A 20836-nucleotide genomic window follows, 5' to 3' on the forward strand; every position below is an offset into this window, starting at 1 on the left:
ATCATGAAGGAACTCTCCGTAGCCGAATTTGGCCGACGCCTGGCGCATTTGCTGGTCAGCCTGTTCATCCTCTTATGTGTGACCTTCGTGATCGGCCGTATCCTGCCCACCGATCCGGTCGGCGCGATTGTCGGCGAGCTCGCGGATCCCGCCGCCTATGCGGCGATGCGGGCGCGTCTCGGGCTCGATCTGCCGATCTACCAGCAGTTTTTCCTCTATCTGAACGGGCTGGCCCACGGTGATTTCGGCACCGCCGTCCTCACCGGCAATCCCGTCTCTTCGGATCTCGCTCAAGCCTTTCCTGCGACATTCGAACTGGCGACGCTGGCGGTGATCATTTCGACCTTCGTCGGTGTCCCGCTCGGGTTGGTCGCAGCACTGTTTCGAGATAGCTTCATCGACAAGACGGCCCGCGTGGTCGCGCTCGTCGGTCATTCGATCCCGGTTTTCTGGTTCGGCATCGTCGGGCTCGTCATCTTCTATGCCGGCCTCAACTGGGTCGGCGGGCCGGGCAGGATCGATGTGTTTTACGAGGGTCTCGTCACGCCGCGCACCGGGCTGTTGTTGATCGACAGCCTGCTGCAGGGCGAGACGGAAATCTTCTGGAATGCACTCGGCCATATCATTCTTCCGGCTGTCATTCTCGCCTACGCGGCGATGGCCTACATCACCCGCATGACACGCAGCTTCACCCTGGAGCAGTTGAGCCAGGATTATGTCATCGCGGCCCGAGCCAAGGGTGTGAGCCCGCTCGGCACGATCTGGCACCACGTCCTGCCGAACATTGCGGTGCAGCTGATCACCATCCTGGCCATTTCCTATGGCGGTCTGCTCGAAGGCGCTGTCGTGACCGAGATCGTTTTCTCCTGGCCGGGCATTGGCCAGTACATGACCAACGCGCTGATGATCGGCGACATGAACGCCATCGTCGCCGGCACCATCATTGTGGGATTCATTTTCATGTTGTTGAACTTCCTGGCCGACGTCGCTTACGCCGTCTTTGATCCGCGCATGCGGGAGGCGGCCCGATGAGCGATGTCATCCGCAGCGAAATAGAGATCCGCCCTCCAAGTGTGTCGACCCGTATCGCGGCGTCGTTTGCGCGCGCCGGCCGCAAATTGGCCCACGAGCCGCTTGGTCTTGCCGGTTTCGTCATCCTTGGTCTGCTTTGTTTGATCGCGATCTTCGCGCCGCTCCTGGCGCCCTACGATCCGGTTATACAGTCGCTTGGCGATGCCTTGCAGCCGCCGAGCCTCGCGCACCTGGCAGGCACGGACGAATTCGGCCGGGACATCTTGAGCCGCCTCATCTTCGGCACGCGCATCACCATCCAGACCGTGCTGTCGATCTCCTTGATCGTCGGCCCGATCGGCCTGTTGATCGGCGTCGTCGCCGGTTTCTTCGGAGGGCGCACCGATGCGCTGCTGATGCGCGCCACCGATATCGTTCTGTCTTTCCCGTCGCTGATCCTGGCTTTGGCTTTTGCTGCGGCACTCGGCGCCGGCTTGACCACGGCAATCATCGCGATCTCGTTGACCGCATGGCCGCCGATTGCGAGACTCGCGCGCGCCGAGGCCCTTGTCGTCAGAAACGCCGACTATGTGGTCGCCGCCCGCCTTTATGGCGCCTCGCCGATGCGCATTCTTCTTCTCTATATCGCGCCGATGTGCGTTCCCTCCGTCATCGTTCGGCTGACGCTCAACATGGCGGGCATCATTCTGACGGCAGCTTCGCTTGGCTTCCTCGGGCTTGGCGCCCAGCCGCCGGCGCCGGAATGGGGCGCGATGATCTCCAGCGGCCGCAAGTTCATGCTCGATTATTGGTGGGTCGCCGTGATGCCGGGTATCGCCATCCTCCTCACCAGCCTTGCCTTCAACATCGCCGGAGATGCTCTGCGCGACCTTTTGGATCCCCGCCATGCAAGATCGTGATCTGCAGCCCGTTCTTTCCGTCGAAGGATTGACCGTCCGTTTCGGCCGAGGCGCCGTACCCGCCGTCTCCAATGTCAGTTTCGACGTCGGGCGCGAACGCGTCGGGATTGTCGGCGAATCCGGTTCCGGCAAATCGACGACAGGTCGCGCGATCATGCGCCTTTTGCCGCCGGCCGCGGTGGTCTCGGCCGAACGCATGGATCTTAGCGGCGATCCGTTGCTTTCAAAGAGTGAGCGTCAGATGGGCGCGCTGCGCGGCAAGGACATCGCGCTGATCATGCAGGATCCGCGCTATTCGCTGAATCCGGTGCTTTCGATCGGTAAGCAGATCGCCGAAGCCGCCCGCCTTCACCTCGGTCTTCATAAGAAACAGGCGCATGAGGCTGCCCGCGCCATGCTGGAGCGCGTGCGCATCAGCGATCCGGAGCGGGTCATGGCGCTTTATCCGCACCAGATATCGGGCGGCATGGGCCAGCGCGTGATGATCGCCATGATGCTGCTGGCGCGGCCGAAGCTTGTCATCGCCGACGAGCCGACCTCGGCGCTTGATGTCAGCGTCCGCAAGGACGTGCTGCTGCTGCTTGATGAACTGGTGCGCGAGAATAATTCCGGACTGCTGTTGATCAGCCACGACATTCGCATGGTGGCAGCTTTTTGCGAGCGCATCATCGTCATGTATGCCGGCCGGATCGTGGAAACGCTGACCTGTCTCGAGGAGGCGCGCCATCCCTATACCCGCGGGCTGATCGCTGCGCTGCCCGACCCCAGGAATCCGGTTCGCCGGCTTGCAGTTCTCGACAGGACGAAACTCGATCTGGAGACGGCGCAATGATCAATGTGCGTGACCTCGATGTCGTCTTTGCCTCTGGCAAGACTAGCAACCATGTCGTCAGGGGCATCAGTTTTCAGGTCAACCAGGGGGAGACCCTTGGCATTGTCGGTGAATCCGGATGCGGCAAATCGACGGTGCTGCGTTGCCTGGCCGGCATGGAGGCCGGTTGGACCGGTCACATCGAGCTTGGCGGCAAACCGATCGGCAAGAAGCGCTCCCGCGAGGAGCTGAAATTTGCCCAGATGGTGTTTCAGGACCCTTACGGATCCCTGCATCCGCGCCATCGTATCGGCACCGCCCTGGCGGAACCGCTGCGCGCGATGGGCCATTCCGATATCTGGTCGAAGGTCGAAAGGGCTTTGATCCAGGTCGGTTTGCCGGCGAGCTTCGCAAACCGTTTTCCGCACGAACTTTCCGGCGGCCAGAGGCAGAGGGTGGCAATCGCCCGGGCCCTGATCCTGTCGCCGCCCATCCTGTTGCTCGACGAGCCGACATCGGCGCTCGACGTCTCGGTCCAGGCCGAAATCCTGAACCTGCTGGCCGATCAGCGCGAGGAAAAGGGCCTGACCTATCTGCTTGTCAGCCACGACCTCGCAGTCATCGCCCATATGTGCGACCGGGTGCTGATCATGAAGAACGGTTGCTTTGTGGACGAGCTCACCAAAGCGGATCTGCAGGCCGGCACCACGCATGATGCCTATGCGCGAGAACTGTTTGAGGCGAGTTTTATCGAGGCTTGATATCCTCGATCGCGGTGTGGGTTCAGCGGCCCGCCGTTGCGGCAGGGATGCGGACAGCCGCAACGCTGCCCCTTTCGACAAGATGGCAGGCAAGCTCGACCCGCCGCCGTGGGGCCGCAAGGCCGAGCATCATGTCGCGCAAAAGATCGAGCGCGGTGGCGCCGAGTTCGCGCATCGGAATATGCACCGTCGAGAGCGGTGGATTGAGAAAGGCCGACTGCGGCAGGTCGTCTATGCCCATCACCGAGATGTCCTGCGGTACGGCATAACCCATCGCCTGCAATCCGCGCACCGCACCATTGGCAAGGCTGTCGCCCGCCGTCAGGATGGCGGTGAAGGTGAGGCCTTTCTCGCGGACAAGACGGGTGACGGCTTCGGCGCCGAGTTCCGGCAGCCAGTCGTCGACCTCGAGCACCAGATCGGTATCGGCCGTCAGCCCGTGATGCTGCAGGGCATCGCGCCAGCCCTCCAGACGCCGCTCGATCGTCCGTCGCCCCGGCCTCAGCATGAACAGGATTCGTTCATGCCCGGCCTTGATCAGCCGCTCGGCAGCGATGAAGGCGGCTGAACGGTTGCAGGGCGTAACACTCGAAAGCCGCATATAGGGATCGTCGCTATTGACCAGCACGACGGGCTTTCCGAGATCAGCGGCCGCTGCCAGCATCTCCTCTTCGTCGACGGTCAGGATCAGCATGCCGCCAAAGCTCGGATCGTCACGCATCTCGGCGACGACGCGGGCTTCATCCCCCTTGCCGGCAATGGGGCGCATCGCCAGTTCGATGCCGAGGGCGGCGGCACGCGCGTTCAATCCTTCGAGCACATAGAGCGTGAACTGGTTGCGGACATAGTCGATCATCGCCGCGCCGGAGGCGACGAGCATGACCTTCTTGCCGGCAACGCTGGCCGGCAGCGCGTAGCTGACCGCACTTGCCGTTTCCAGCACCAGCTTGCGGATCTCCGGCCTGACGCCCTTTTCGCCGGCCAGCGCACGCGACACCGTGCTGATCGAGACGCCGCATCGGGCGGCAATGTCGTCGAGGCGCGTGCGCCTGCCTTTTTTCTCTTCCGCCGCCATGTCGTCTCCTCGCTGTCTGTTACTATGCAAAAATCTTTCAGATTGCGCAAATGGAATGCCTATGCACAATTGTTGCTGAGGAGTCCGCGGCAAGCGGCAGAGCAGGGAGGCTTTGAAATGTGGCTAGACCGCCAGTCCATGCGTCGGCGTTTTACCCGGCGTCCTAAGGATCGAGCATGATGCCGAAAAGTGTGAGCGGTTTTCGGACGACCTCATGCTCTAGCTGTTCTCGGGCGGGCTGAAGATGACCGCCGAGCAGCAATCTCATCTCCGCCGTGCAACGGTGAAGGAAAGCCCGATCGTCTACTGGCAGCTCGCCGACCTGTGGCAGGAGCGCTATGACGTCGCCGACCGTCCGATGGACGGCAGCATGGATCCCTTCTTCTTCGTCACCAAGACGAAGAACTTCATTCCGCATGAATATCCCTGCCGCACCGAATTCAAAAAGTCCTTCTCCGGCCGGCGGCCGCAACCGGCTGCCGAATTCGAAGCTGTCCGCTGGTGGCTTCCCTTTGCTTCCCCGCGTGTCGATCTCTCCGGCTTCTGGTTCCGCCCGACACGCATCGGCTGCTGGGCGCGCACCTTCCTCGATGTCCAGTCTGCTGGGGCCGCGACGCTCCGTCTGTCGACCTGCGGTGGCGCGATCCTCTTCGTCAATGGCCGCGAGCAGGGCTTCATGGCGCCTTATGAGCGCAATCTCGAAGCCGAGCAGCTGTTCGAGGTCGAGCTGGCCGCCGGCCTCAACGAGATCCGCGTCTATTTCGACGATCTCGCCGAGCGCGACGCCCGCTTCTATTTCCAGCTGGATTACGTCGAAGGGCCGGAAGTTGAAACTACTCTGCCTGTTCCCATCGCCGCCGGTGATGCGGATGCGCTGGAGGTCATCCTCGAGGGCATGCACTTCGACCGCACCGCCTATCTCGGCGAAGACGTGACGATCCTCTTCCCCGCGCCGCTGCCGGTGGCGCTGAGCTGCCATGTCGAGATCGAAGGCGACTTCATGTCGATCGAGCGCTTCGACTATGATTTCGAGCTGGAAGCGGGAGCGACCAAGCTGGAACTCGGAACTTCGGCGGATATGCCCGCCGATTTCCGCCATTTCCGCATCACCTTCAAAACAGGCGAGCTTTCGCTCGGTCGCACGCTCGGCGTCGAGATCTGTCATCCCCAACGCCAGGGAGAAGCGCCCGCCGCCCTTGATGATCGCGTCGCCGAGGCGTTGGCAGAGGTCGCCGCCCATTCCGAGCCCGACACGGTCTGCGCTTTCGCGCGTCTCGCGCTGGGGCAGGGCGGCGAGGAAACCGAGGCGATGATTTCGGCCATGCTGCCGGTCATCGAGGATTGTCACGACTGCGCCGATTTCGTGCTGGTGCCGCTGCTCTTTGCCTATACGCGCTGGAGCGATCTGCTGTCACCTGCGCTGCGCGACAGGATCGAGCACGCCGTCCTCAATTACCGCTACTGGATGGATGAGCCCGGCAACGACGTTCAGTGGTATTTTTCGGAAAACCACGCGCTTCTCTTCCATACCGCCGCCTATCTCGGCGGCAGGCTGTTCCCCGATGCCGTCTTCGTCCGCTCCGGCCGCACCGGCGCGGAGCAGATGCAGGTCGGCGAAGAGCGCGTCCGCGCCTGGCTCGATCATTTCGAGCGCTGGGAAATGGCCGAGTGGAATTCCGTTCCCTATTTCCCGATCGATCTCAAGGGGCTGACGGCGCTGGCCGCCTGCGCGCCGGATGAGACGATCCGCAACCGGGCGAGTGCCAGCATCGTCCGCCTGATGGAGATCGTCGCCCGCTCGGCCCATCACGGCATGCTGACCGGCAGCCAGGGCCGCTCCTACGAACATACGCTGCGCCCCGGCCGCTCGGTCGAACTCTCTGCCATTGCCCGGCTGCTCTGGGGCCGCGGCTGGTACGGCCGGCGTGTCCACGCTTTGCCGCAGCTTGCCGTCTGCATCCGCGACCACGGCCTGCGTTTTCCAGAAGCGCTTGCTGAAATCGCCGCGCACCAGTCCGACGACGCGCAGGAATGGACCTTTTCCCAGGGCGAGAACCGTTTCGCCGCCCTCTACCACTACAAGACCCGTGACACCGCGCTCGGCACCATCGCCCATTATCGCCCCGGCGCCTGGGGCTACCAGGAGACGGTGCTGCATCTGCGCTTGGGTGACCGGCCGGAAGCGCAGATCTGGATCAACCATCCCGGCGAAACCATCCAATTCGGTTATGGCCGGCCGAGCTTCTGGGGCGGCTGCGGAACGCTGCCGCGCGTGCATCAGTATCGCGATCTGGCGATCCTCGATTTCGAGATCCATGAGGGCCAGCCGGATTTCACCCATGCCTGGTTCCCGCTCGAGGCCTTCGACGACACGGTGGTCGACGGCAATCTGGCGCTCGCCCGCTCCGGCAACGGGATTGCGATGCTGATCGGCAACGGCGCGCTGGAGCCGGTGAAGCAAGGGCCGACAACGGATATCGAGCTGCGGCTGGCCAGCCGCAAGGGCCGCTGGATCGTCCGTCTCTCCGATGTCGGGCGCGAGGGTAGCCTTGACGGCATGCAGGCGCGTTTCGCCACGCTTTCGGCCCGCCGCGACGAAGAGGGCGCATTGATCGTTATCGATCCGGATTATGGCCGGGTCGTCTTCGAAGAAGACGGCACCGTGCGCGCCGAAGGCCGTATTCTTCGCCCGACGGACTGGTCGGTGCGGGGAGACGCGGTACATCTGAAGATACCGGGCAGGCAGCCTCGGCGCGCGGCCTCGTAGACGACGTGTCTGGCAGGTGGAGGACCGGCCGGACGCAGGAATTGATCGATCAGAGGAGGAAAAAATGACCAGAATGAAATCGATCGGCGCGGCTTTTGCTGCAATTCTCTTGAGTTCCGTTGCCGCCCATGCCGGCGACGTGCGCATCATGTGGTATTCCGACGGCGGCGAAGGCGAGGTGATCAAGGACCTGCTCTCGCGCTTCTCCAAGGCCAATCCTGACGTCAACGTCATCCTCGACGAAGTCTCCTACGACGTCGTCAAGGAACAGCTGCCGGTTCAGCTCGAAGCCGGGCAGGGGCCGGATATCGCCCGCGTCACCAATCTGAAGGCGCCGGCCCAGCACTGGCTCGATCTTCGGCCCTACCTCACCGACGCGAAATACTGGGAGGACAATTTCGGCGCCCAGGCCGACTGGATGCGTCCCGACGGCTCGAACGCCATCACCGGCTTCATGACGCAGCTGACCTTGACCGGCGGCTTCGTCAACAAGACGCTGTTCGAGCAGGCCGGGGTCGAAATTCCCGGCCCGAAAGCCACCTGGGACGATTGGGCGGCGGCGGCCAAGAAGGTTGCCGACAGCCAGAAGGTCTTCGCCATGGCGATCGACCGCTCCGGCCACCGCGTCTCCGGCCCGAACATCTCTTACGGCGCCAACTACATCGCCGCCGACGGCAAGCCGGCGCCGATCGATCGGGGCGCCAAGGACTTCCTCAGCCGCTTCGTCAAGTGGAACGAGGACGGCACCATCAACAAGGATGTCTGGGTGAGTGCTGCCGGCACCACTTACCGCTCCGCCGCCGAGGACTTCATCAATGGCGGCCTTGCCTATCTTTATTCGGGCAGTTGGCAGGTTTCGGGCTTCGCCCAGAAGATCGGCGACAATTTCGACTGGGTGATGGCGGGCAGCCCCTGCGGTTCGGCCGCATGCTCCGGCATGCAGGGCGGCGCCGGTCTCGTCGCCGTCAAATACACCAAGAACCCGAAGGACGTCGCCAAGGTGATGGATTACCTGGCAGGTGCCGACGTGCAGAAGGAGTTTGCCGAACGCAGCCTGTTCATTCCGGCGCATAAGGGCGTCGCCGCCGGCCAGATGGACTTCAAGACCGACAATCCGCATGTGCAGGCGGCGCTGAAGGCCTTCGTCGAAGCGGCCGGCCAGACGGCGGCACCCGCCATGAAGCTGCCGGGCTGGAAGTGGTCGGATGCATATTACAGCGCCATCGTCGCCCGCATCAGCCAGGTGATCGCCGGCGAAATGAAGCTCGACGACGCCTATGCCCGCATCGACGAGGACATCAAGGCCAAGGTCGCCGGCAACTGACGGAAGAACAGATGACGGCGAAGACGGTTTCTTCTGAACCACCTGTCAAAACCGGCCTGCGGCAGGCGCTCTTGGCGCCTGTCCGGCTTGCCATGGGGCTCGTCGATATTCCCATGCGCGGCTGGCAGAAGTTGACCGGGCTGAACGGCATGGCGGGCGTCTTCCTGGCGCCCAACATGCTGATCTTCACCGTCTTCGTGCTGCTGCCGCTGGTCATCAACTTCATCTATTCGACGACGAGCGGCAGCGCCATCTTCCTGCAGAACAGGACCTATGTCGGCGCCGACCAGTACCGCATCCTCTTCGATTGCGGCAGCTATCTCGATCCCTCGACCTGCGCCGCCGATACTTTCTGGGCGGCGGTGCGCAACACCGCCGTCTTCGTCGTCTTCCAGGTCACAGTGATGCTGATCGCAGCGCTCGCAACGGCGCTGATCCTCAACCGTGAGCTTTCCAATCGCGGCTTCTGGCGCGCCGTCTTCTTCTTCCCGGTGCTGCTGTCGCCCGTCGTCGTCGGCCTGATCTGGAAATGGATCCTGCAGCGTGAGGGTCTATTGAATTATGCGCTGAGCCCCTTCGGCTTCGAACCCTTTTCCTGGCTCAGCGATCGTTTCTGGGCCTTCTTCTTCGCCGTCTTCGTCTCGGTCTGGGCGCATATGGGCTTTTATGCGCTGATCCTGCTCGCCGGCCTGCAGGCGATTCCGCGGGATCTCTACGAGGCGGCGGCGATGGATAGCGCCCGCCCGACCCGCATCTTCCGGCGCATCACCCTGCCGCTGCTGATGCCGAATCTCATCGTCGTTCTGGTCTTGGCGCTGATCCGCGCCGTGCAGATCTTCGACGAGGTCTTCGTTTTGACCGGCGGCGGCCCGGGCACCAGCACCATGTACATCACCCAGTATATCTATGAGACCGGTTTTGCGAGTTCGCTGCGCAATCCAGGGCTGGCGTCGGCTGCCTCGATCCTGATGGGCATCGTGCTCGTCATCCTGACCCTGGTCCAGCTCGGCTTCAGTAACCGCAACGAGAAGAAGGGAGCACGCCAATGAGCGCTGTCTCTGCCTTTCTGCTCCGCCGCCGCGGACGAGGCTGGCACTGGACGGATGTCGTCACCTGGATCTGGCTGATCTCAGGCGTCTTCCTGATGTTCGGGCCCGCCGTTTGGCTGGTCTTCTCTTCCTTCAAGACGTCGGCGGCCCTTGCCGAGTTCCCGCCCTCCTTCCTGCCCTATGTCACCGAACAGGCAGTGGTGCCGGGTTACGACAAGCCGTTGCCGCTCTATAATGTCGCGATGCCGGATGGCAGCACGCGTGTGCTCGCCGAAGTCCGCCGCATCGGCATCATCGGCCAGATGGTCGATCCGAAACAGCCGGGCGAAATCGTCAAGGCGAATATCAAGGACCGCACACCGGTGCGTCAGGTCGAATTCGCCGGCGGCAACTACACCGAACCGTTCCAGCGCTTCGATTTCTTCCTGTTCCTGCGCAACTCCGTCTTCGTCACCGTCGTCGCGACGGCGATTACGCTGCTCGTCAATTCCATGGCCGCCTTCGCGCTGTCGAAATACCAATTCCCCGGCCGCACCGCCGTCATGCTGATGATCCTGGCGACGCTGATGGTGCCGCTTTCGGTCATCGTCGTGCCGCTCTATTCCGTCATCGGCACGCTGAACCTCTTCGACAGCCTCTGGGGCGTCATCCTGCCGACGGTCGCCACCCCGACGGGCGTCTTCCTGCTCAGGCAATACATGCTGACGATCCCTGACGAATTGCTCGACGCCGCCCGCATGGACAAGGCCAGCGAATGGCAGATCTACTGGCGCATCATCCTGCCGCTGTCGGCGCCGGCTCTCGCCGTGCTGGCGATCTTCTCCGTCGTCTGGCGTTGGAACGACTTCCTCTGGCCGCTGATCGTGCTCTCGCGCAAGGAACTCTATACGCTGCAGGTCGGCCTCAACGTCTATGCCGGCGAGCTCAATGTGCAATGGCACTACATCCTCGCCATGACCGTCGTCTCGATGATCCCGGTCGTGCTGATCTTCGTCTTCCTGCAGCGCTTCATCACCACGGGCATTGCCGGCGCGGGGCTCAAATAGGCCACCTTAAAAGAAGAAAACAGGAGAGTGCATGAGCGGGCTCGAGCTCAGGAACATCGTCAAGAATTTCGGCGCCGTCGAGGTCATTCGCGATGTCTCGCTTCATGTCAATGACGGCGAGTTCGTCGCTTTCGTCGGCCCTTCCGGTTGCGGGAAATCGACGCTCTTGCGCCTGATTGCCGGCCTCGATAAGCCGACTGACGGCAGCATCGCCATCGACGGCAAGGATGTTACCGCTATCAGCGCTGCCGATCGCGGCCTGGCCATGGTCTTCCAGTCCTATGCGCTCTATCCGCATATGAGTGTCAGGGAGAACCTCGCCTTTGGTCTCGAGAACACCAAGGTGGCGAAAGCCGAGATCGAAGCGCGCATTACCGACGCCGCGCGCATGCTGGAGATCGAGCCTTTCCTGCAACGCCGTCCGGGCCAACTCTCCGGCGGCCAGCGCCAGCGCGTCGCGATCGGCCGCGCCATCGTGCGGCGGCCGGATGCCTTTCTGCTCGACGAGCCGCTATCCAATCTCGACGCCGAACTCAGGGTCAGCATGCGGGCCGAACTGGCGGCCCTTCACGCCCGCCTGAAGGCGACGATGATCTACGTCACCCACGATCAGGTCGAGGCAATGACACTGGCCGACCGCATCGTCGTGCTGAGAGGCGGCAGGATCGAGCAGGTGGGAACACCGCTGGAACTCTACAACAAGCCGGCCAACCGCTTCGTCGCCGGCTTCATCGGCGCGCCGCACATGAATTTCCTCGAAGGTGAGATTGTCGGTCACGAGGGCGGTTTCGCTGAAGTCGAAACCGTCGGCGGCCATCGCCTTTCCGTCATTGCCAAGGAGGCCCCCCCGGCGGGCGAAAGGGTCAGCATCGGCATTCGGCCGCAGCATATCACCCTCGCCGAAGCGGGCTCAGCGGGCAGACTGGATACAAGCGTTACTCTTGTCGAGGAATTGGGCTCGGAGACTGTCGTCCACGCCGACGCAGGCGGGAAGAAGCTGATTGCGGTTTTTGCCGGCCAGCAGCGGATGAAATCGGGTGACAGCCTGCCGCTGCATCTCGACCCCGATGTGCTGCACCTCTTCGGCGAGGACGGCAGGCGCTTGTCCTAAGCATGACGCGCAAAAGTGTGCAGCGATTTTGCAATAAAGACATGCGTGGAACAATGAGTCCAAAAGAAAAGCCCGCGCCGAAGCGCGAGCCTAATTGCATATCATAACAGAGCTTTAGTGGCTGTTCTTGTGGCTTTGTTGATCAGCCTTTACATGCTGTTCATGGCTGCCGCCGCGGGTTCCGCTGGACTGCGCGTCGCGGCCAACTGAGGCGTTGCGGGCATTGGAGTCATTCTTGGGACTCTGCTGCCCAGCCTTGACGTGCTGTTCATTGGATCCACCTTGGTTTGCCATTCGGTTCTCCTTGGTTTGAACGAGGCCACGTCGACCTCGAGAGGAGAACCGCGCTCCCGCGCAAGCGTTCCGCATTTTAATATTTCGTGATCTTCGCTCGGAAAAAGCGCTACGAGGACGTGGACCGGGCGGGTAGGGAGCTCGACTGCCATTTCGTTGGCCAGAGTGAGAAAGCGGAAAAATCCCGATGTTCTCCAGCACCGCCGCGTCCGCTTGGCGCGGCCCGCAACATCGATCAAAAAGTGCGCATGTTGGCGAAAAGGTTCCAGAAAAACAATTGCATCCACCCGTGCCGGAAGCCTCGATGCTGCTCGCCGGCTCTTTCCAAATCGACGGGTCGCTCTAACTTAGAGAGTATCTGACGAAAAGGAGAAAACCATGACCGACGCACCGAATACGGCGACCCCGGCGCGGAGAGTGTTGCGTGGCCGCCCTTACAGCATCGGCGAATTTGCCAGGAAATATCGGCTCGACGACAAGGAGGCAAAGCGCCTCTACGACAAGTTCGGCCCGTCGGCCACCGAACTCGACCTATTGATGGCAGCAAAGCGGCGCCCGCCGGGCCTGCCGACCAATCTCGACGGCTGACGGGCGCCATGGGTATCCGAACCGGAAGTTGCCTTTGCGGGGCGGTGGCCTACAGGGTGGAAGGCCAGCCGCTTCGCACCGGCCTCTGCCACTGCGCCGATTGCCGCAAATCGAGCGGCTCCGCCTTCGTGTTCTTCGCGGTCTGGCCGCGCCAGGCTTTTTCCCACAGCGGCGAGATCGCCACCTTCGCCGGCCGCAGCTTCTGCCCCGTCTGCGGCGGCAGGCTTTTCTGCCTCAGGGAAGACGAGGCGGAAATCCGTCTGGGCTCGCTCGACAGTCCGCCAACCGACTTTGCGCCTGGTTATGAGGTCTGGATCAAGCGGCGTGAACCGTGGCTGCATCCTTTGCCCGGCGCGGGCCAATTTGCCGAGGATGCGAACTGACGGACGCTTGCTCATCGAAAACTTGACTTTCCTTACCAATATTTCATTTCACCCATCCGCAATTCCGTGCCAGTTCGGCGGCAACGCTAATCGCCGGTTCATCTGCGTTGTGATTACTTCGCCGCAGAGGCCACAAGCGGCCACTGACGGATTGAGGACGACATGAACAAAATCGTAAGCGGCAGCGAAACCGGAGCAAAGACAGGCGCAGCGTCTGATCTCGCCGCGGTCCTTGCTGCATCGGGCCGGCAGGGCAAGCGCAGCCGCTGGCGCGGACGCCTGCTCATCCTGCTGATTCTCATCGCTGCTGCAGCCGTCTCCGCTTATGTCTATATGGGCCGTGGGCAAAGCGAAGTGAGCTATGCCACCCAGCCGGCAAAACGCGGCGACCTGACGGTGCTCGTCACCGCCACCGGTTCCGTGCAGCCGACCGAGCAGGTGGATATATCGAGCGAACTGTCAGGCACAGTTCGCGACGTCAACGTCGATTACAACAGCACGGTCAAATCGGGCGAAGTGCTCGCTCTCCTCGATACCAACAAGCTCGAGGCCGATGTGAAGAGCTCGCGCGCCAAGCTCAATTCGGCCAAGGCGAACGTCATCAAAGCCAATGCCGATATGCAATCGGCAGGCACCTCGCTCGAGCGGCTGAAGAGCCTGGTCAAGAGCAACGTCTCCACCCAGCAGAGCCTCGACGACGCCAGCTACAAATATGATTCCGCCGTCGCCGCCAAACAGATCAATGAGGCCGAGGTTCTGGCCTCGGAGGCCGACCTGCAGCTTGCCGAAGTCAATCTCGCCAAGGCGAAGATCATATCGCCGATCGACGGCGTCATCCTCACCCGCTCCGTCAATCCTGGCGCCACGGTCGCAGCCTCGCTCTCGGCGCCGATCCTTTTCACCATCGCCGGCGACCTGAAGAAGATGGAGCTGCAGGTTGATGTCGACGAGGCCGATGTCGGTCAGATCGCCGTCGGCCAAAAGGCGAAGTTCACCGTCGACGCCTATCCCGATCGCAGCTTTCCCGCCGAGATCGAGCAGATCCGCTTCGCCTCCGAAGTGGTCAACAATGTCGTGACCTATAAGGCGGTCCTATCGGTCGACAATGCCGATTTGCTGCTGCGCCCCGGCATGACGGCGACGGCCGATGTCACCGTCGAGGCCGTCAAGGACACGCTGATGGTGCCGAATGCGGCGCTGCGCTACGCTCCGGCGCAGGCGGAAAGGCGCGGCCGCGGTATTTTCGGCATCTTCGGCCCGCCGCGCCAGCGCAACAACAATGCCGGTCCGGCGCTGAAGGGCGCTGAGCGCCGTGTCTGGCTGCTGCGCAACGGTCGCCCGGCGCCTGTTGTCATCCAGGTCGGCTCATCTGACGGCCAGTTCACCCAGGTCGTCTCCGGCGACATCAAGGAAAACGACGCACTGGTGACCGACGCCACGACGCGTGCGAACTAGGCGGAGAGACGGATGGCAAGCCCGCCGCTCATCGAATTCAGACAGATCTCGAAAATTTACGGAGAGGGCGAGGCGGCGATCCGCGCGCTCGACCATGTTGACCTTGCGATCAACGCCCATGAATTCGTCGCGATCATGGGCCCGTCTGGCTCCGGCAAGTCGACGGCGATGAACATTCTCGGCTGCCTCGACGTGCCGAGCGCCGGCGACTACATCTTCGAGGGTATTCCGACCAGCGGCTTCGACCGCAGCCAGTTGACGCTGCTGCGCCGGCACATGCTCGGCTTCGTCTTCCAGGGCTTCAACCTGCTGTCGCGCACCTCGGCCGTCGAAAATGTCGAACTGCCGCTGATCTATCGCGGCATGGCGGTGCGCGAGCGGCGCGAACGGGCCCGCGAGGCCTTAGCACTCGTCGGCCTCACCGGGCGCGAACATCACAAGACACAGGAACTGTCAGGCGGCCAGCAGCAGCGCGTCGCCATAGCCCGCGCCATCGTCACCGAGCCGGCGCTGCTGCTCGCCGATGAGCCCACCGGCAATCTCGACACGAAGACCAGCGTCGAGATCATGGATCTGATGACGCGGCTGAACCGCGAGCAGGGCATCACCATCGTCATGGTCACCCACGAACCCGATATTGCCGCCTATGCGCAACGGCTGCTGCGTTTCGTCGACGGCAAGCTGGAGACGGAAGTCGAGCATCGGAGGAGGGCGGATCATGTTCTTTGAGACGCTGAAACTGGCGCTGCGGGCCATCAGCCGCAACATGCTGCGCTCGTTCCTGACCGTGCTCGGCGTCGTCATCGGCGTTGCCGCTGTCATCGCGCTGGTGACGATCGGCAACGGCACGACCGCACAGGTCTCGACCGAGCTGTCGCGGCTCGGCACCAACATGCTGTTCGTCCGTCCCGGCCAGTTCGGCCCCGGTCGGGCAAGCTCCGAGGCCAAGCGCTTTAGCGTCAAGGACGTCGCGGCCATCCGCGACCAGATCGGCGGTCTCAGGGCGGTGGCGCCGCTCAACCAGTCGACAGCGACCGTGATTTTCGGCGGCCAGAACCATTCGACCAGCGTGTCGGGCACCACCAACGACTATTTCATCGCACAGGACTGGAATCTGGCGCTCGGTCGCAATTTTCTTCCCGCCGAGGAACGCGGCCAGGCGCGCTGCATCATCGGCGAGACGGTGCGCTCACAGCTCTTCGGCAGCGCTGACCCTACCGGCCAGCAGATCCGCGTCGGCAAGGTCTCATGCCCGGTCATCGGGGTGCTGGCCAAGCGCGGCCAGTCCGGCATGGGCAACGACCAGGACGATGTCGTCATCATGCCGGTCAAGGTGTTTCAGCGGCGCATCAGCGGCAGCAGCAACGTGCCGCAGATCATCATCTCGGCGCGCGACGGTGTCTCCACAGCCAAAGTACAGTCCGATGTCGAAAATCTCCTGCGCGAGCGCCGCAAGATCGTGCCCGGCCGCCAGGACGATTTCAACGTCAACGACATGACTCAGATCGCCGAGGCGATGACCGGCACGACGACGCTGCTGACCGGCCTGCTCGGCGCCGTCGCGGCGATCAGCCTGCTCGTCGGCGGCATCGGCATCATGAACATCATGCTGGTCTCCGTCACCGAGCGCACCCGCGAGATCGGCATCCGCCTGGCGATCGGCGCGCTCGAAAACCAGGTGCTCACCCAGTTCCTGGTCGAGGCGGTGGCACTGTCGCTGTTCGGCGGCATCACCGGCATCGTGCTGGGGCTCAGCCTCGGCTTCGGCGCTGTGACGCTGCTGAAAGTACCCTTCGTCTTCAGCCCCCTGATGGTCGCCGTCGCCTTCCTGTTCTCCGCGGCGATCGGCATGATCTTCGGCTATTTTCCGGCGAGAAGGGCCGCGCAGTTGAACCCGATCGAGGCGCTGCGGCACGAATAATGCGCCGTGGCAAAACGCATGATGTCTCGCTACTCCTATCAATCGAACACAAGCACTATCGGAGGTCAGCATCATGCCGCTCAACAGACTGGTGATTTACGCTGGGAATGTCGAGGAAACGGCGCGGTTTTATGAGAAGCACTTCGGTTTCAAGGCGACCAGCCTGCCGGGCGACAGGATCGTTGAACTGGTCGCTCAGGACGGCGGTGCGAATATCATGCTGCACCAGGCCGCCAAGGGCCAGCGGAGCGGTCAATCCACCGTCAAGCTGGTGTTCGACGTGGAGGATGTCGAGGCCTTTTGCAGTCGATGCGCGGAGAACGGCCTGGAGTTCGGCGCCATCCATAAAGCCGACGGTTATCTGTTCGCCAATGCCAAAGACCCGTGTCAAAATTCGATCTCGGTTTCCAGCCGGGCGTTTCGCAAGGGGTGACCGAGGGGGTAGTGCCGGCCTGATGACTAGGCGAGCCGGTGTGCCTCAGTAGGCCGGGCGGGTGGCACGAGCCTTCACGGCGCAGACGTCAATGCCTCGCCGAGTTTCACGCCTCGCCTATGTTATCTATCTGTCTCTATTCTGATATTTCAATGCCGACTTGTCTTCGGTTTTTGACCGTGTCAGTATGTGATATATCAGACTTGGCGACGGAGCTCCGTATTGCAGACTTCTCAGAGCCATCTTGCCTATCTCGCGCTGGAGCATCTGATCGTGACGCTGGCGCTGAAGCCCGGCGCGCTTGTCACCGAAAAACAGCTGATCGATATGGCGGGCCACGGGCGTACGCCGGTGCGCGAGGCAATCCAGAAGCTCGCCTGGCAGGGACTGATCCTGGTGAAGCCGCGCGTCGGGCTGCAGGTCGCCGAGATCGCGCCGGAGGATCATGGCAATGTCATGCAGGTGCGCCGTGAGCTGGAGCCGATCGCGGCAAGCCTTGTCGCCGAACATGCGAGCGACGAACAGCGCGCGCGTCTCCTCGACTGCGCCCGCGCGATGGAGGAATGCGCCGTCGCCAGCAATCTCGAAGGCTTCTTCGCTGCCGACAAGGCCTTCGACGAAATCCTTGAAGATGCCTGCCCAAACGGCTTCATCACGGCAGCACTTGGCCCGGTGCAGACGCATTCGCGCCGCCTCTGGTACTCGAAGGCAAGCCCGGAGCGCATGGATAGCGCCATCGCGCTGCACGTCGCCGTCATCCGCGCCATCCATCAGGGCATGCCGGATGAAGCGCGCGCCACCATGGCGGTGCTGATCGACTACCTCAGCCGGACCCCTGCATAATCCATAAACCGAAATCGGTTTAAGGAATTATGCAGCATTCAAAGCGCTACAGCGTCCTTTGCGCGTCTGAAAGACGCGCGGCGCTGTAGAAACGGCTCCGTTTCCGGAGCCGCCAAAGGTCCATTTGTCAGAAATACTTTAGCCGACGAAAGCGCGCTCAATGACGAATTCGGCGGGCTTGCTGTTGGCGCCTTCATCGAGGCCGGCCTTCTCAAGCAGTTCCTTGGTATCCTTCAGCATGGCCGAGGAACCGCAGATCATGCCGCGATCGATCACTGGGTCGAGCGGCGGCACGCCGAGATCGGTGAACAGCTTGCCGGAGGAAATCAGGTCGGTGATGCGGCCGCGATATTCGAAATCCTCGCGCGTGACTGTCGGATAGTGGCGCAGCTTGTCGCCGACGACTTCCTTCAGCAGTTCGTCATTCTGGATCTCGTGCACGAGGTCAAAGCCGTATTTCAGCTCGGCGACGTCGCGTGTCGTATGGGTGAGGATGACTTCCTCGAACTTTTCATAGGTCTCGGGATCGCGGATCAGGCTGGCGAAAGGCGCAATGCCCGTTCCCGTCGAGAACATGTAGAGACGACGGCCTGGCGTCAGCGCATCGAGCACCAGCGTGCCCGTTGGCTTCTTGCGCATCAGCACCTGGTCGCCCGGCTTGATCTCCTGCAGATGTGAGGTGAGCGGACCGTCCGGCACCTTGATCGAGAAGAATTCAAGCTCTTCGGCCCAGGCGGGGCTGGCGATCGAATAGGCGCGGAAGACCGGTTTTCCCTCGACCATCAGGCCGATCATCGCGAATTCGCCGGAACGGAAACGGAAGCCCTGCGGCCGGGTCATCGTGAAGCGGAAGAGCCGGTCGGTATAGTGCGTGACATCGAGCACCGTCTCGGCGTAGACGCCGGCGGGGATGGACGAGGCGAAGTCTTCGGTCTTTGCAGGCGCGTTCATTGCGGTAGAGGATCCCGTTTCGTCGGATGAACTGTCGGATGCGAGCGAGATATTACAAATCGGGCCGGAATTAAAGGCATTCCATTCCACGCGACGCTTCTAAAGGGAAATATGCATGTCATTGTCAGGATTCAATGGGGAGCAGGGAGCAGGCGGGGAATGTCGTATTTCCCGCTGGCGAAGCCCGGCAAAGGATGCATATTAGAGCAGCACGCCGGAAACGGATGCCGTTTTTCGGCAAAAATGGTGCGACAACAAAGACCTACGGCGTCGAACCCGATTCAGCAACAGAGTTCGGCGATGGTGGCGAAAAAAAGATGCTTGCCGGGGCGAGCGCGATAGGGCGGTCGGGGGAATATGAAGATTTTCAACTACAAACGTGTTCCTTATGCGGAGATGCGCGCCTTTTCCGTCCATATCCTGACGGCATCCGGCTCCTTCCTTGCCTTTCTCGGCGTCGTTGCCGCCGCCGAGCACCGCTTCATCGACATGTTCTGGTGGCTGGGACTTGCCCTTCTGGTCGACGGCATAGACGGGCCGATCGCCCGCAAGGTGCGCGTCAAGGAAGTGCTACCGAACTGGTCGGGCGATACGCTCGACAATATCATCGATTACGTCACCTATGTGCTTCTGCCGGCCTTCGCGCTTTATCAGAGCGGCATGATCGGCGAGCCCTGGTCCTTCGTCGCCGCCGGCATGATCGTCGTCTCCAGCGCCATCTACTATGCCGATATGGGCATGAAGACGGACGAGTATTTCTTCTCCGGCTTCCCCGTCGTCTGGAATATGATCGTCTTCACGCTGTTCGTCATCGATGCCAGCGCCACGACGGCGCTCACTGTTGTCATCGTTTCGGTGGTGCTGACCTTTCTGCCGATCAATTTTCTCCACCCGGTCCGGGTCAAAAGGCTGCGCCCGCTCAACCTCGGCGTCTTTTTCCTGTGGTCGGCGCTCGGCATTTTTTCGCTGCTGATGCATTTCGACACACCCGAATGGGCGCTCATTCTCTTCATCGTGACCGGAGCCTATCTTTACGTCATCGGCGCGGTGCTGCAATTCTTCCCCGCCCTTGGACGCGAAACATAGGACAGCCAAGATGACCAAAACGCAGGCGGTTTCATTTTCGAGAACGGGCGGGCCGGAGGTTTTCGACTATGTCGAGATCGATCTTCCCTCACCCTCGGCAGGCGAAGTGCAGATCAGGCAGGCGGCAGTCGGGCTCAATTTCATCGATGTCTATTTCCGCAACGGCACCTACAAGGCGCCGCATCTGCCCTTCGTCACCGGCAAGGAGGGCGCCGGCACCGTGACATCGGTCGGCCCCGGCGTCGAGGATTTCAAGGTCGGCGACCGTGTCGCCTATGCCAGTGCCGACGGTGCCTATAGCGCCGAGCGCAATGTCGAGACGCGCCATCTGGTGCATGTTCCCGAGGGAATCGAGCTCGAAACCGCAGCGGCGATGATGCTGAAGGGCATGACCGCCGAATATCTCTTGAACCGCACCTTCAAGGTCGGCCCGCAGACCGTCCTGCTGTTCCACGCCGCTGCCGGCGGCGTCGGCCTGATCGCCGGCCAATGGGCTAAGGCGCTGGGCGCCACCGTCATCGGCACGGCGGGCTCTGAAGACAAGATCGAGCTGGCGCTCGCCCATGGCTACGATCATGTGATCAACTACAAGAGCGACAGCTTCGTCGACCGTGTCCGCGACATCACCGGCGGCAAGGGCGTGGATGTCGTCTACGATTCGATCGGCCGCGATACTTTTCCACAGTCGCTTGACTGCCTGAAGCCGCGGGGCCTTTTTGCCTCCTTCGGCCAATCCTCCGGACCGATCGAGAATTTCACCCTTGCGGCTCTGGCGCAAAGGGGCTCGCTCTTTTCGACGCGGCCGACGCTCTTCACCTATATCGCCGCGCGTCAGGAGCTGATCGACAGTGCGAAAGCGCTATTTGATATTGTGCAAAGCAACAAAGTGCGTATCAATATCAATCAAACCTATCCGCTGCGTGAGGTTGGGCGGGCTCATGCGGATCTGGAGACAAGAAAAACAACAGGAACGACGCTGCTGATTCCATGAGATCCGAACGGACCGG

At 62.0% G+C, this 20836-nt stretch carries 22 protein-coding genes; 19 read left to right on the forward strand and 3 right to left on the reverse strand.

The annotated features are described in order from the left end of the window. The first annotated feature begins 3 nt into the window (after positions 1-3). The 4 genes from AC25BC_RS09375 to AC25BC_RS09390 are packed head-to-tail and all read left to right on the forward strand — an operon-like array spanning position 4 to position 3503. Positions 4-1032 (forward strand): ABC transporter permease, encoded by a 1029-nt coding sequence (locus AC25BC_RS09375; RefSeq protein ID WP_003559265.1) that lies wholly within the window; start codon positions 4-6, stop codon positions 1030-1032. Beyond that, positions 1029-1931 (forward strand): ABC transporter permease, encoded by a 903-nt coding sequence (locus tag AC25BC_RS09380; protein ID WP_003539529.1) that lies wholly within the window; start codon positions 1029-1031, stop codon positions 1929-1931. Before AC25BC_RS09375 ends, AC25BC_RS09380 begins: the two co-directional genes overlap by 4 nt. Further along, on the forward strand, positions 1918-2763 hold the full coding sequence (locus AC25BC_RS09385) for an ABC transporter ATP-binding protein (RefSeq protein WP_012757398.1): 846 nt from the start codon (positions 1918-1920) through the stop codon (positions 2761-2763). Before AC25BC_RS09380 ends, AC25BC_RS09385 begins: the two co-directional genes overlap by 14 nt. Beyond that, positions 2760-3503, forward strand: a complete 744-nt coding sequence (locus tag AC25BC_RS09390; RefSeq protein ID WP_012757399.1) for an ABC transporter ATP-binding protein — start codon at positions 2760-2762, stop codon at positions 3501-3503. The genes AC25BC_RS09385 and AC25BC_RS09390 overlap by 4 nt, the downstream gene beginning before the upstream one ends. A 22-nt stretch (positions 3504-3525) precedes the next feature. Here the strand turns inward: AC25BC_RS09390 and AC25BC_RS09395 are convergent, their stop codons facing one another. Next, positions 3526-4578, reverse strand: a complete 1053-nt coding sequence (locus tag AC25BC_RS09395) for a LacI family DNA-binding transcriptional regulator (RefSeq protein ID WP_128439273.1) — start codon at positions 4576-4578, stop codon at positions 3526-3528. A gap of 244 nt (positions 4579-4822) precedes the next feature. On the opposite strand from AC25BC_RS09395, the gene AC25BC_RS09400 reads away from it, so the two are divergent. The 5 genes from AC25BC_RS09400 (at position 4823) to AC25BC_RS09420 (ending at position 11875) form a co-directional block, all read left to right on the forward strand. After that, on the forward strand, positions 4823-7345 hold the full coding sequence (locus tag AC25BC_RS09400; RefSeq protein WP_128439274.1) for a hypothetical protein: 2523 nt from the start codon (positions 4823-4825) through the stop codon (positions 7343-7345). 64 nt (positions 7346-7409) lie between these two features. Then, positions 7410-8669: an ABC transporter substrate-binding protein gene (locus AC25BC_RS09405; RefSeq protein ID WP_113545102.1), complete on the forward strand. Its 1260-nt coding sequence runs from the start codon at positions 7410-7412 to the stop codon at positions 8667-8669. An 11-nt stretch (positions 8670-8680) separates the two neighbouring features. Beyond that, positions 8681-9718: a carbohydrate ABC transporter permease gene (locus AC25BC_RS09410; RefSeq protein ID WP_128439275.1), complete on the forward strand. Its 1038-nt coding sequence runs from the start codon at positions 8681-8683 to the stop codon at positions 9716-9718. Beyond that, entirely contained in the window at positions 9715-10764 is a 1050-nt protein-coding gene (locus AC25BC_RS09415) for a carbohydrate ABC transporter permease (protein WP_128439276.1), read from the forward strand. Before AC25BC_RS09410 ends, AC25BC_RS09415 begins: the two co-directional genes overlap by 4 nt. A gap of 31 nt (positions 10765-10795) precedes the next feature. Next, positions 10796-11875, forward strand: a complete 1080-nt coding sequence (locus AC25BC_RS09420) for an ABC transporter ATP-binding protein (protein ID WP_128439277.1) — start codon at positions 10796-10798, stop codon at positions 11873-11875. 114 nt (positions 11876-11989) lie between these two features. On the opposite strand, the gene AC25BC_RS09425 is transcribed toward AC25BC_RS09420, so the two are convergent. After that, entirely contained in the window at positions 11990-12169 is a 180-nt protein-coding gene (locus AC25BC_RS09425; RefSeq protein WP_012757406.1) for a hypothetical protein, read from the reverse strand. Between the two features lie 187 nt (positions 12170-12356). On the opposite strand from AC25BC_RS09425, the gene AC25BC_RS09430 reads away from it, so the two are divergent. The 8 genes from AC25BC_RS09430 to AC25BC_RS09465 all read left to right on the forward strand — a co-directional run bounded on the left by AC25BC_RS09430 (position 12357) and on the right by AC25BC_RS09465 (position 17792). Next, positions 12357-12515, forward strand: a complete 159-nt coding sequence (locus AC25BC_RS09430) for a hypothetical protein (protein ID WP_162770401.1) — start codon at positions 12357-12359, stop codon at positions 12513-12515. Between the two features lie 32 nt (positions 12516-12547). Then, positions 12548-12757 carry a hypothetical protein gene (locus AC25BC_RS09435; protein ID WP_012757407.1) on the forward strand — a complete coding sequence of 70 codons (210 nt, stop codon included), beginning with the start codon at positions 12548-12550 and terminating at the stop codon, positions 12755-12757. A gap of 8 nt (positions 12758-12765) precedes the next feature. Then, on the forward strand, positions 12766-13140 hold the full coding sequence (locus tag AC25BC_RS09440) for a GFA family protein (RefSeq protein WP_017994045.1): 375 nt from the start codon (positions 12766-12768) through the stop codon (positions 13138-13140). Between the two features lie 162 nt (positions 13141-13302). Beyond that, positions 13303-14595: an efflux RND transporter periplasmic adaptor subunit gene (locus tag AC25BC_RS09445; RefSeq protein ID WP_012757409.1), complete on the forward strand. Its 1293-nt coding sequence runs from the start codon at positions 13303-13305 to the stop codon at positions 14593-14595. 12 nt (positions 14596-14607) lie between these two features. Continuing rightward, positions 14608-15324, forward strand: coding sequence for an ABC transporter ATP-binding protein (locus AC25BC_RS09450; RefSeq protein ID WP_012757410.1), 717 nt, complete (start codon positions 14608-14610; stop codon positions 15322-15324). After that, positions 15314-16516, forward strand: a complete 1203-nt coding sequence (locus tag AC25BC_RS09455) for an ABC transporter permease (RefSeq protein ID WP_012757411.1) — start codon at positions 15314-15316, stop codon at positions 16514-16516. The genes AC25BC_RS09450 and AC25BC_RS09455 overlap by 11 nt, the downstream gene beginning before the upstream one ends. Positions 16517-16589: 73 nt before the next feature. Then, positions 16590-16949, forward strand: coding sequence for a VOC family protein (locus AC25BC_RS09460; protein ID WP_012757412.1), 360 nt, complete (start codon positions 16590-16592; stop codon positions 16947-16949). Positions 16950-17171: 222 nt separating this feature from the next. After that, positions 17172-17792, forward strand: coding sequence for a GntR family transcriptional regulator (locus AC25BC_RS09465; protein ID WP_128439278.1), 621 nt, complete (start codon positions 17172-17174; stop codon positions 17790-17792). A 138-nt stretch (positions 17793-17930) separates the two neighbouring features. Here the strand turns inward: AC25BC_RS09465 and AC25BC_RS09470 are convergent, their stop codons facing one another. Continuing rightward, positions 17931-18743, reverse strand: a complete 813-nt coding sequence (locus tag AC25BC_RS09470) for a ferredoxin--NADP reductase (protein WP_012757414.1) — start codon at positions 18741-18743, stop codon at positions 17931-17933. A gap of 357 nt (positions 18744-19100) precedes the next feature. On the opposite strand from AC25BC_RS09470, the gene pcsA reads away from it, so the two are divergent. Both pcsA and AC25BC_RS09480 read left to right on the forward strand, forming a co-directional pair. Continuing rightward, positions 19101-19829, forward strand: a complete 729-nt coding sequence (gene pcsA / locus AC25BC_RS09475; protein WP_011651942.1) for a phosphatidylcholine synthase — start codon at positions 19101-19103, stop codon at positions 19827-19829. 10 nt (positions 19830-19839) lie between these two features. Then, on the forward strand, positions 19840-20820 hold the full coding sequence (locus tag AC25BC_RS09480; protein WP_128439279.1) for a quinone oxidoreductase family protein: 981 nt from the start codon (positions 19840-19842) through the stop codon (positions 20818-20820). The last annotated feature ends 16 nt before the right edge of the window (positions 20821-20836 follow it).

Source organism: Rhizobium sp. WSM409 (assembly GCF_057653825.1).

What these genes read in the sequence shown, in the direction of transcription:
- AC25BC_RS09375 (WP_003559265.1), top strand. Translation starts at nt 4, where the DNA reads ATGAAGGAACTCTCCGTAGCCGAATTTGGCCGACGCCTGGCGCATTTG.
- AC25BC_RS09380 (WP_003539529.1), top strand. Translation starts at nt 1,029, where the DNA reads ATGAGCGATGTCATCCGCAGCGAAATAGAGATCCGCCCTCCAAGTGTG.
- AC25BC_RS09385 (WP_012757398.1), top strand. Translation starts at nt 1,918, where the DNA reads ATGCAAGATCGTGATCTGCAGCCCGTTCTTTCCGTCGAAGGATTGACC.
- AC25BC_RS09390 (WP_012757399.1), top strand. Translation starts at nt 2,760, where the DNA reads ATGATCAATGTGCGTGACCTCGATGTCGTCTTTGCCTCTGGCAAGACT.
- AC25BC_RS09395 (WP_128439273.1), bottom strand. Translation starts at nt 4,578, where the DNA reads ATGGCGGCGGAAGAGAAAAAAGGCAGGCGCACGCGCCTCGACGACATT.
- AC25BC_RS09400 (WP_128439274.1), top strand. Translation starts at nt 4,823, where the DNA reads ATGACCGCCGAGCAGCAATCTCATCTCCGCCGTGCAACGGTGAAGGAA.
- AC25BC_RS09405 (WP_113545102.1), top strand. Translation starts at nt 7,410, where the DNA reads ATGACCAGAATGAAATCGATCGGCGCGGCTTTTGCTGCAATTCTCTTG.
- AC25BC_RS09410 (WP_128439275.1), top strand. Translation starts at nt 8,681, where the DNA reads ATGACGGCGAAGACGGTTTCTTCTGAACCACCTGTCAAAACCGGCCTG.
- AC25BC_RS09415 (WP_128439276.1), top strand. Translation starts at nt 9,715, where the DNA reads ATGAGCGCTGTCTCTGCCTTTCTGCTCCGCCGCCGCGGACGAGGCTGG.
- AC25BC_RS09420 (WP_128439277.1), top strand. Translation starts at nt 10,796, where the DNA reads ATGAGCGGGCTCGAGCTCAGGAACATCGTCAAGAATTTCGGCGCCGTC.
- AC25BC_RS09425 (WP_012757406.1), bottom strand. Translation starts at nt 12,169, where the DNA reads ATGGCAAACCAAGGTGGATCCAATGAACAGCACGTCAAGGCTGGGCAG.
- AC25BC_RS09430 (WP_162770401.1), top strand. Translation starts at nt 12,357, where the DNA reads ATGTTCTCCAGCACCGCCGCGTCCGCTTGGCGCGGCCCGCAACATCGA.
- AC25BC_RS09435 (WP_012757407.1), top strand. Translation starts at nt 12,548, where the DNA reads ATGACCGACGCACCGAATACGGCGACCCCGGCGCGGAGAGTGTTGCGT.
- AC25BC_RS09440 (WP_017994045.1), top strand. Translation starts at nt 12,766, where the DNA reads ATGGGTATCCGAACCGGAAGTTGCCTTTGCGGGGCGGTGGCCTACAGG.
- AC25BC_RS09445 (WP_012757409.1), top strand. Translation starts at nt 13,303, where the DNA reads ATGAACAAAATCGTAAGCGGCAGCGAAACCGGAGCAAAGACAGGCGCA.
- AC25BC_RS09450 (WP_012757410.1), top strand. Translation starts at nt 14,608, where the DNA reads ATGGCAAGCCCGCCGCTCATCGAATTCAGACAGATCTCGAAAATTTAC.
- AC25BC_RS09455 (WP_012757411.1), top strand. Translation starts at nt 15,314, where the DNA reads ATGTTCTTTGAGACGCTGAAACTGGCGCTGCGGGCCATCAGCCGCAAC.
- AC25BC_RS09460 (WP_012757412.1), top strand. Translation starts at nt 16,590, where the DNA reads ATGCCGCTCAACAGACTGGTGATTTACGCTGGGAATGTCGAGGAAACG.
- AC25BC_RS09470 (WP_012757414.1), bottom strand. Translation starts at nt 18,743, where the DNA reads ATGAACGCGCCTGCAAAGACCGAAGACTTCGCCTCGTCCATCCCCGCC.
- pcsA (WP_011651942.1), top strand. Translation starts at nt 19,101, where the DNA reads ATGAAGATTTTCAACTACAAACGTGTTCCTTATGCGGAGATGCGCGCC.
- AC25BC_RS09480 (WP_128439279.1), top strand. Translation starts at nt 19,840, where the DNA reads ATGACCAAAACGCAGGCGGTTTCATTTTCGAGAACGGGCGGGCCGGAG.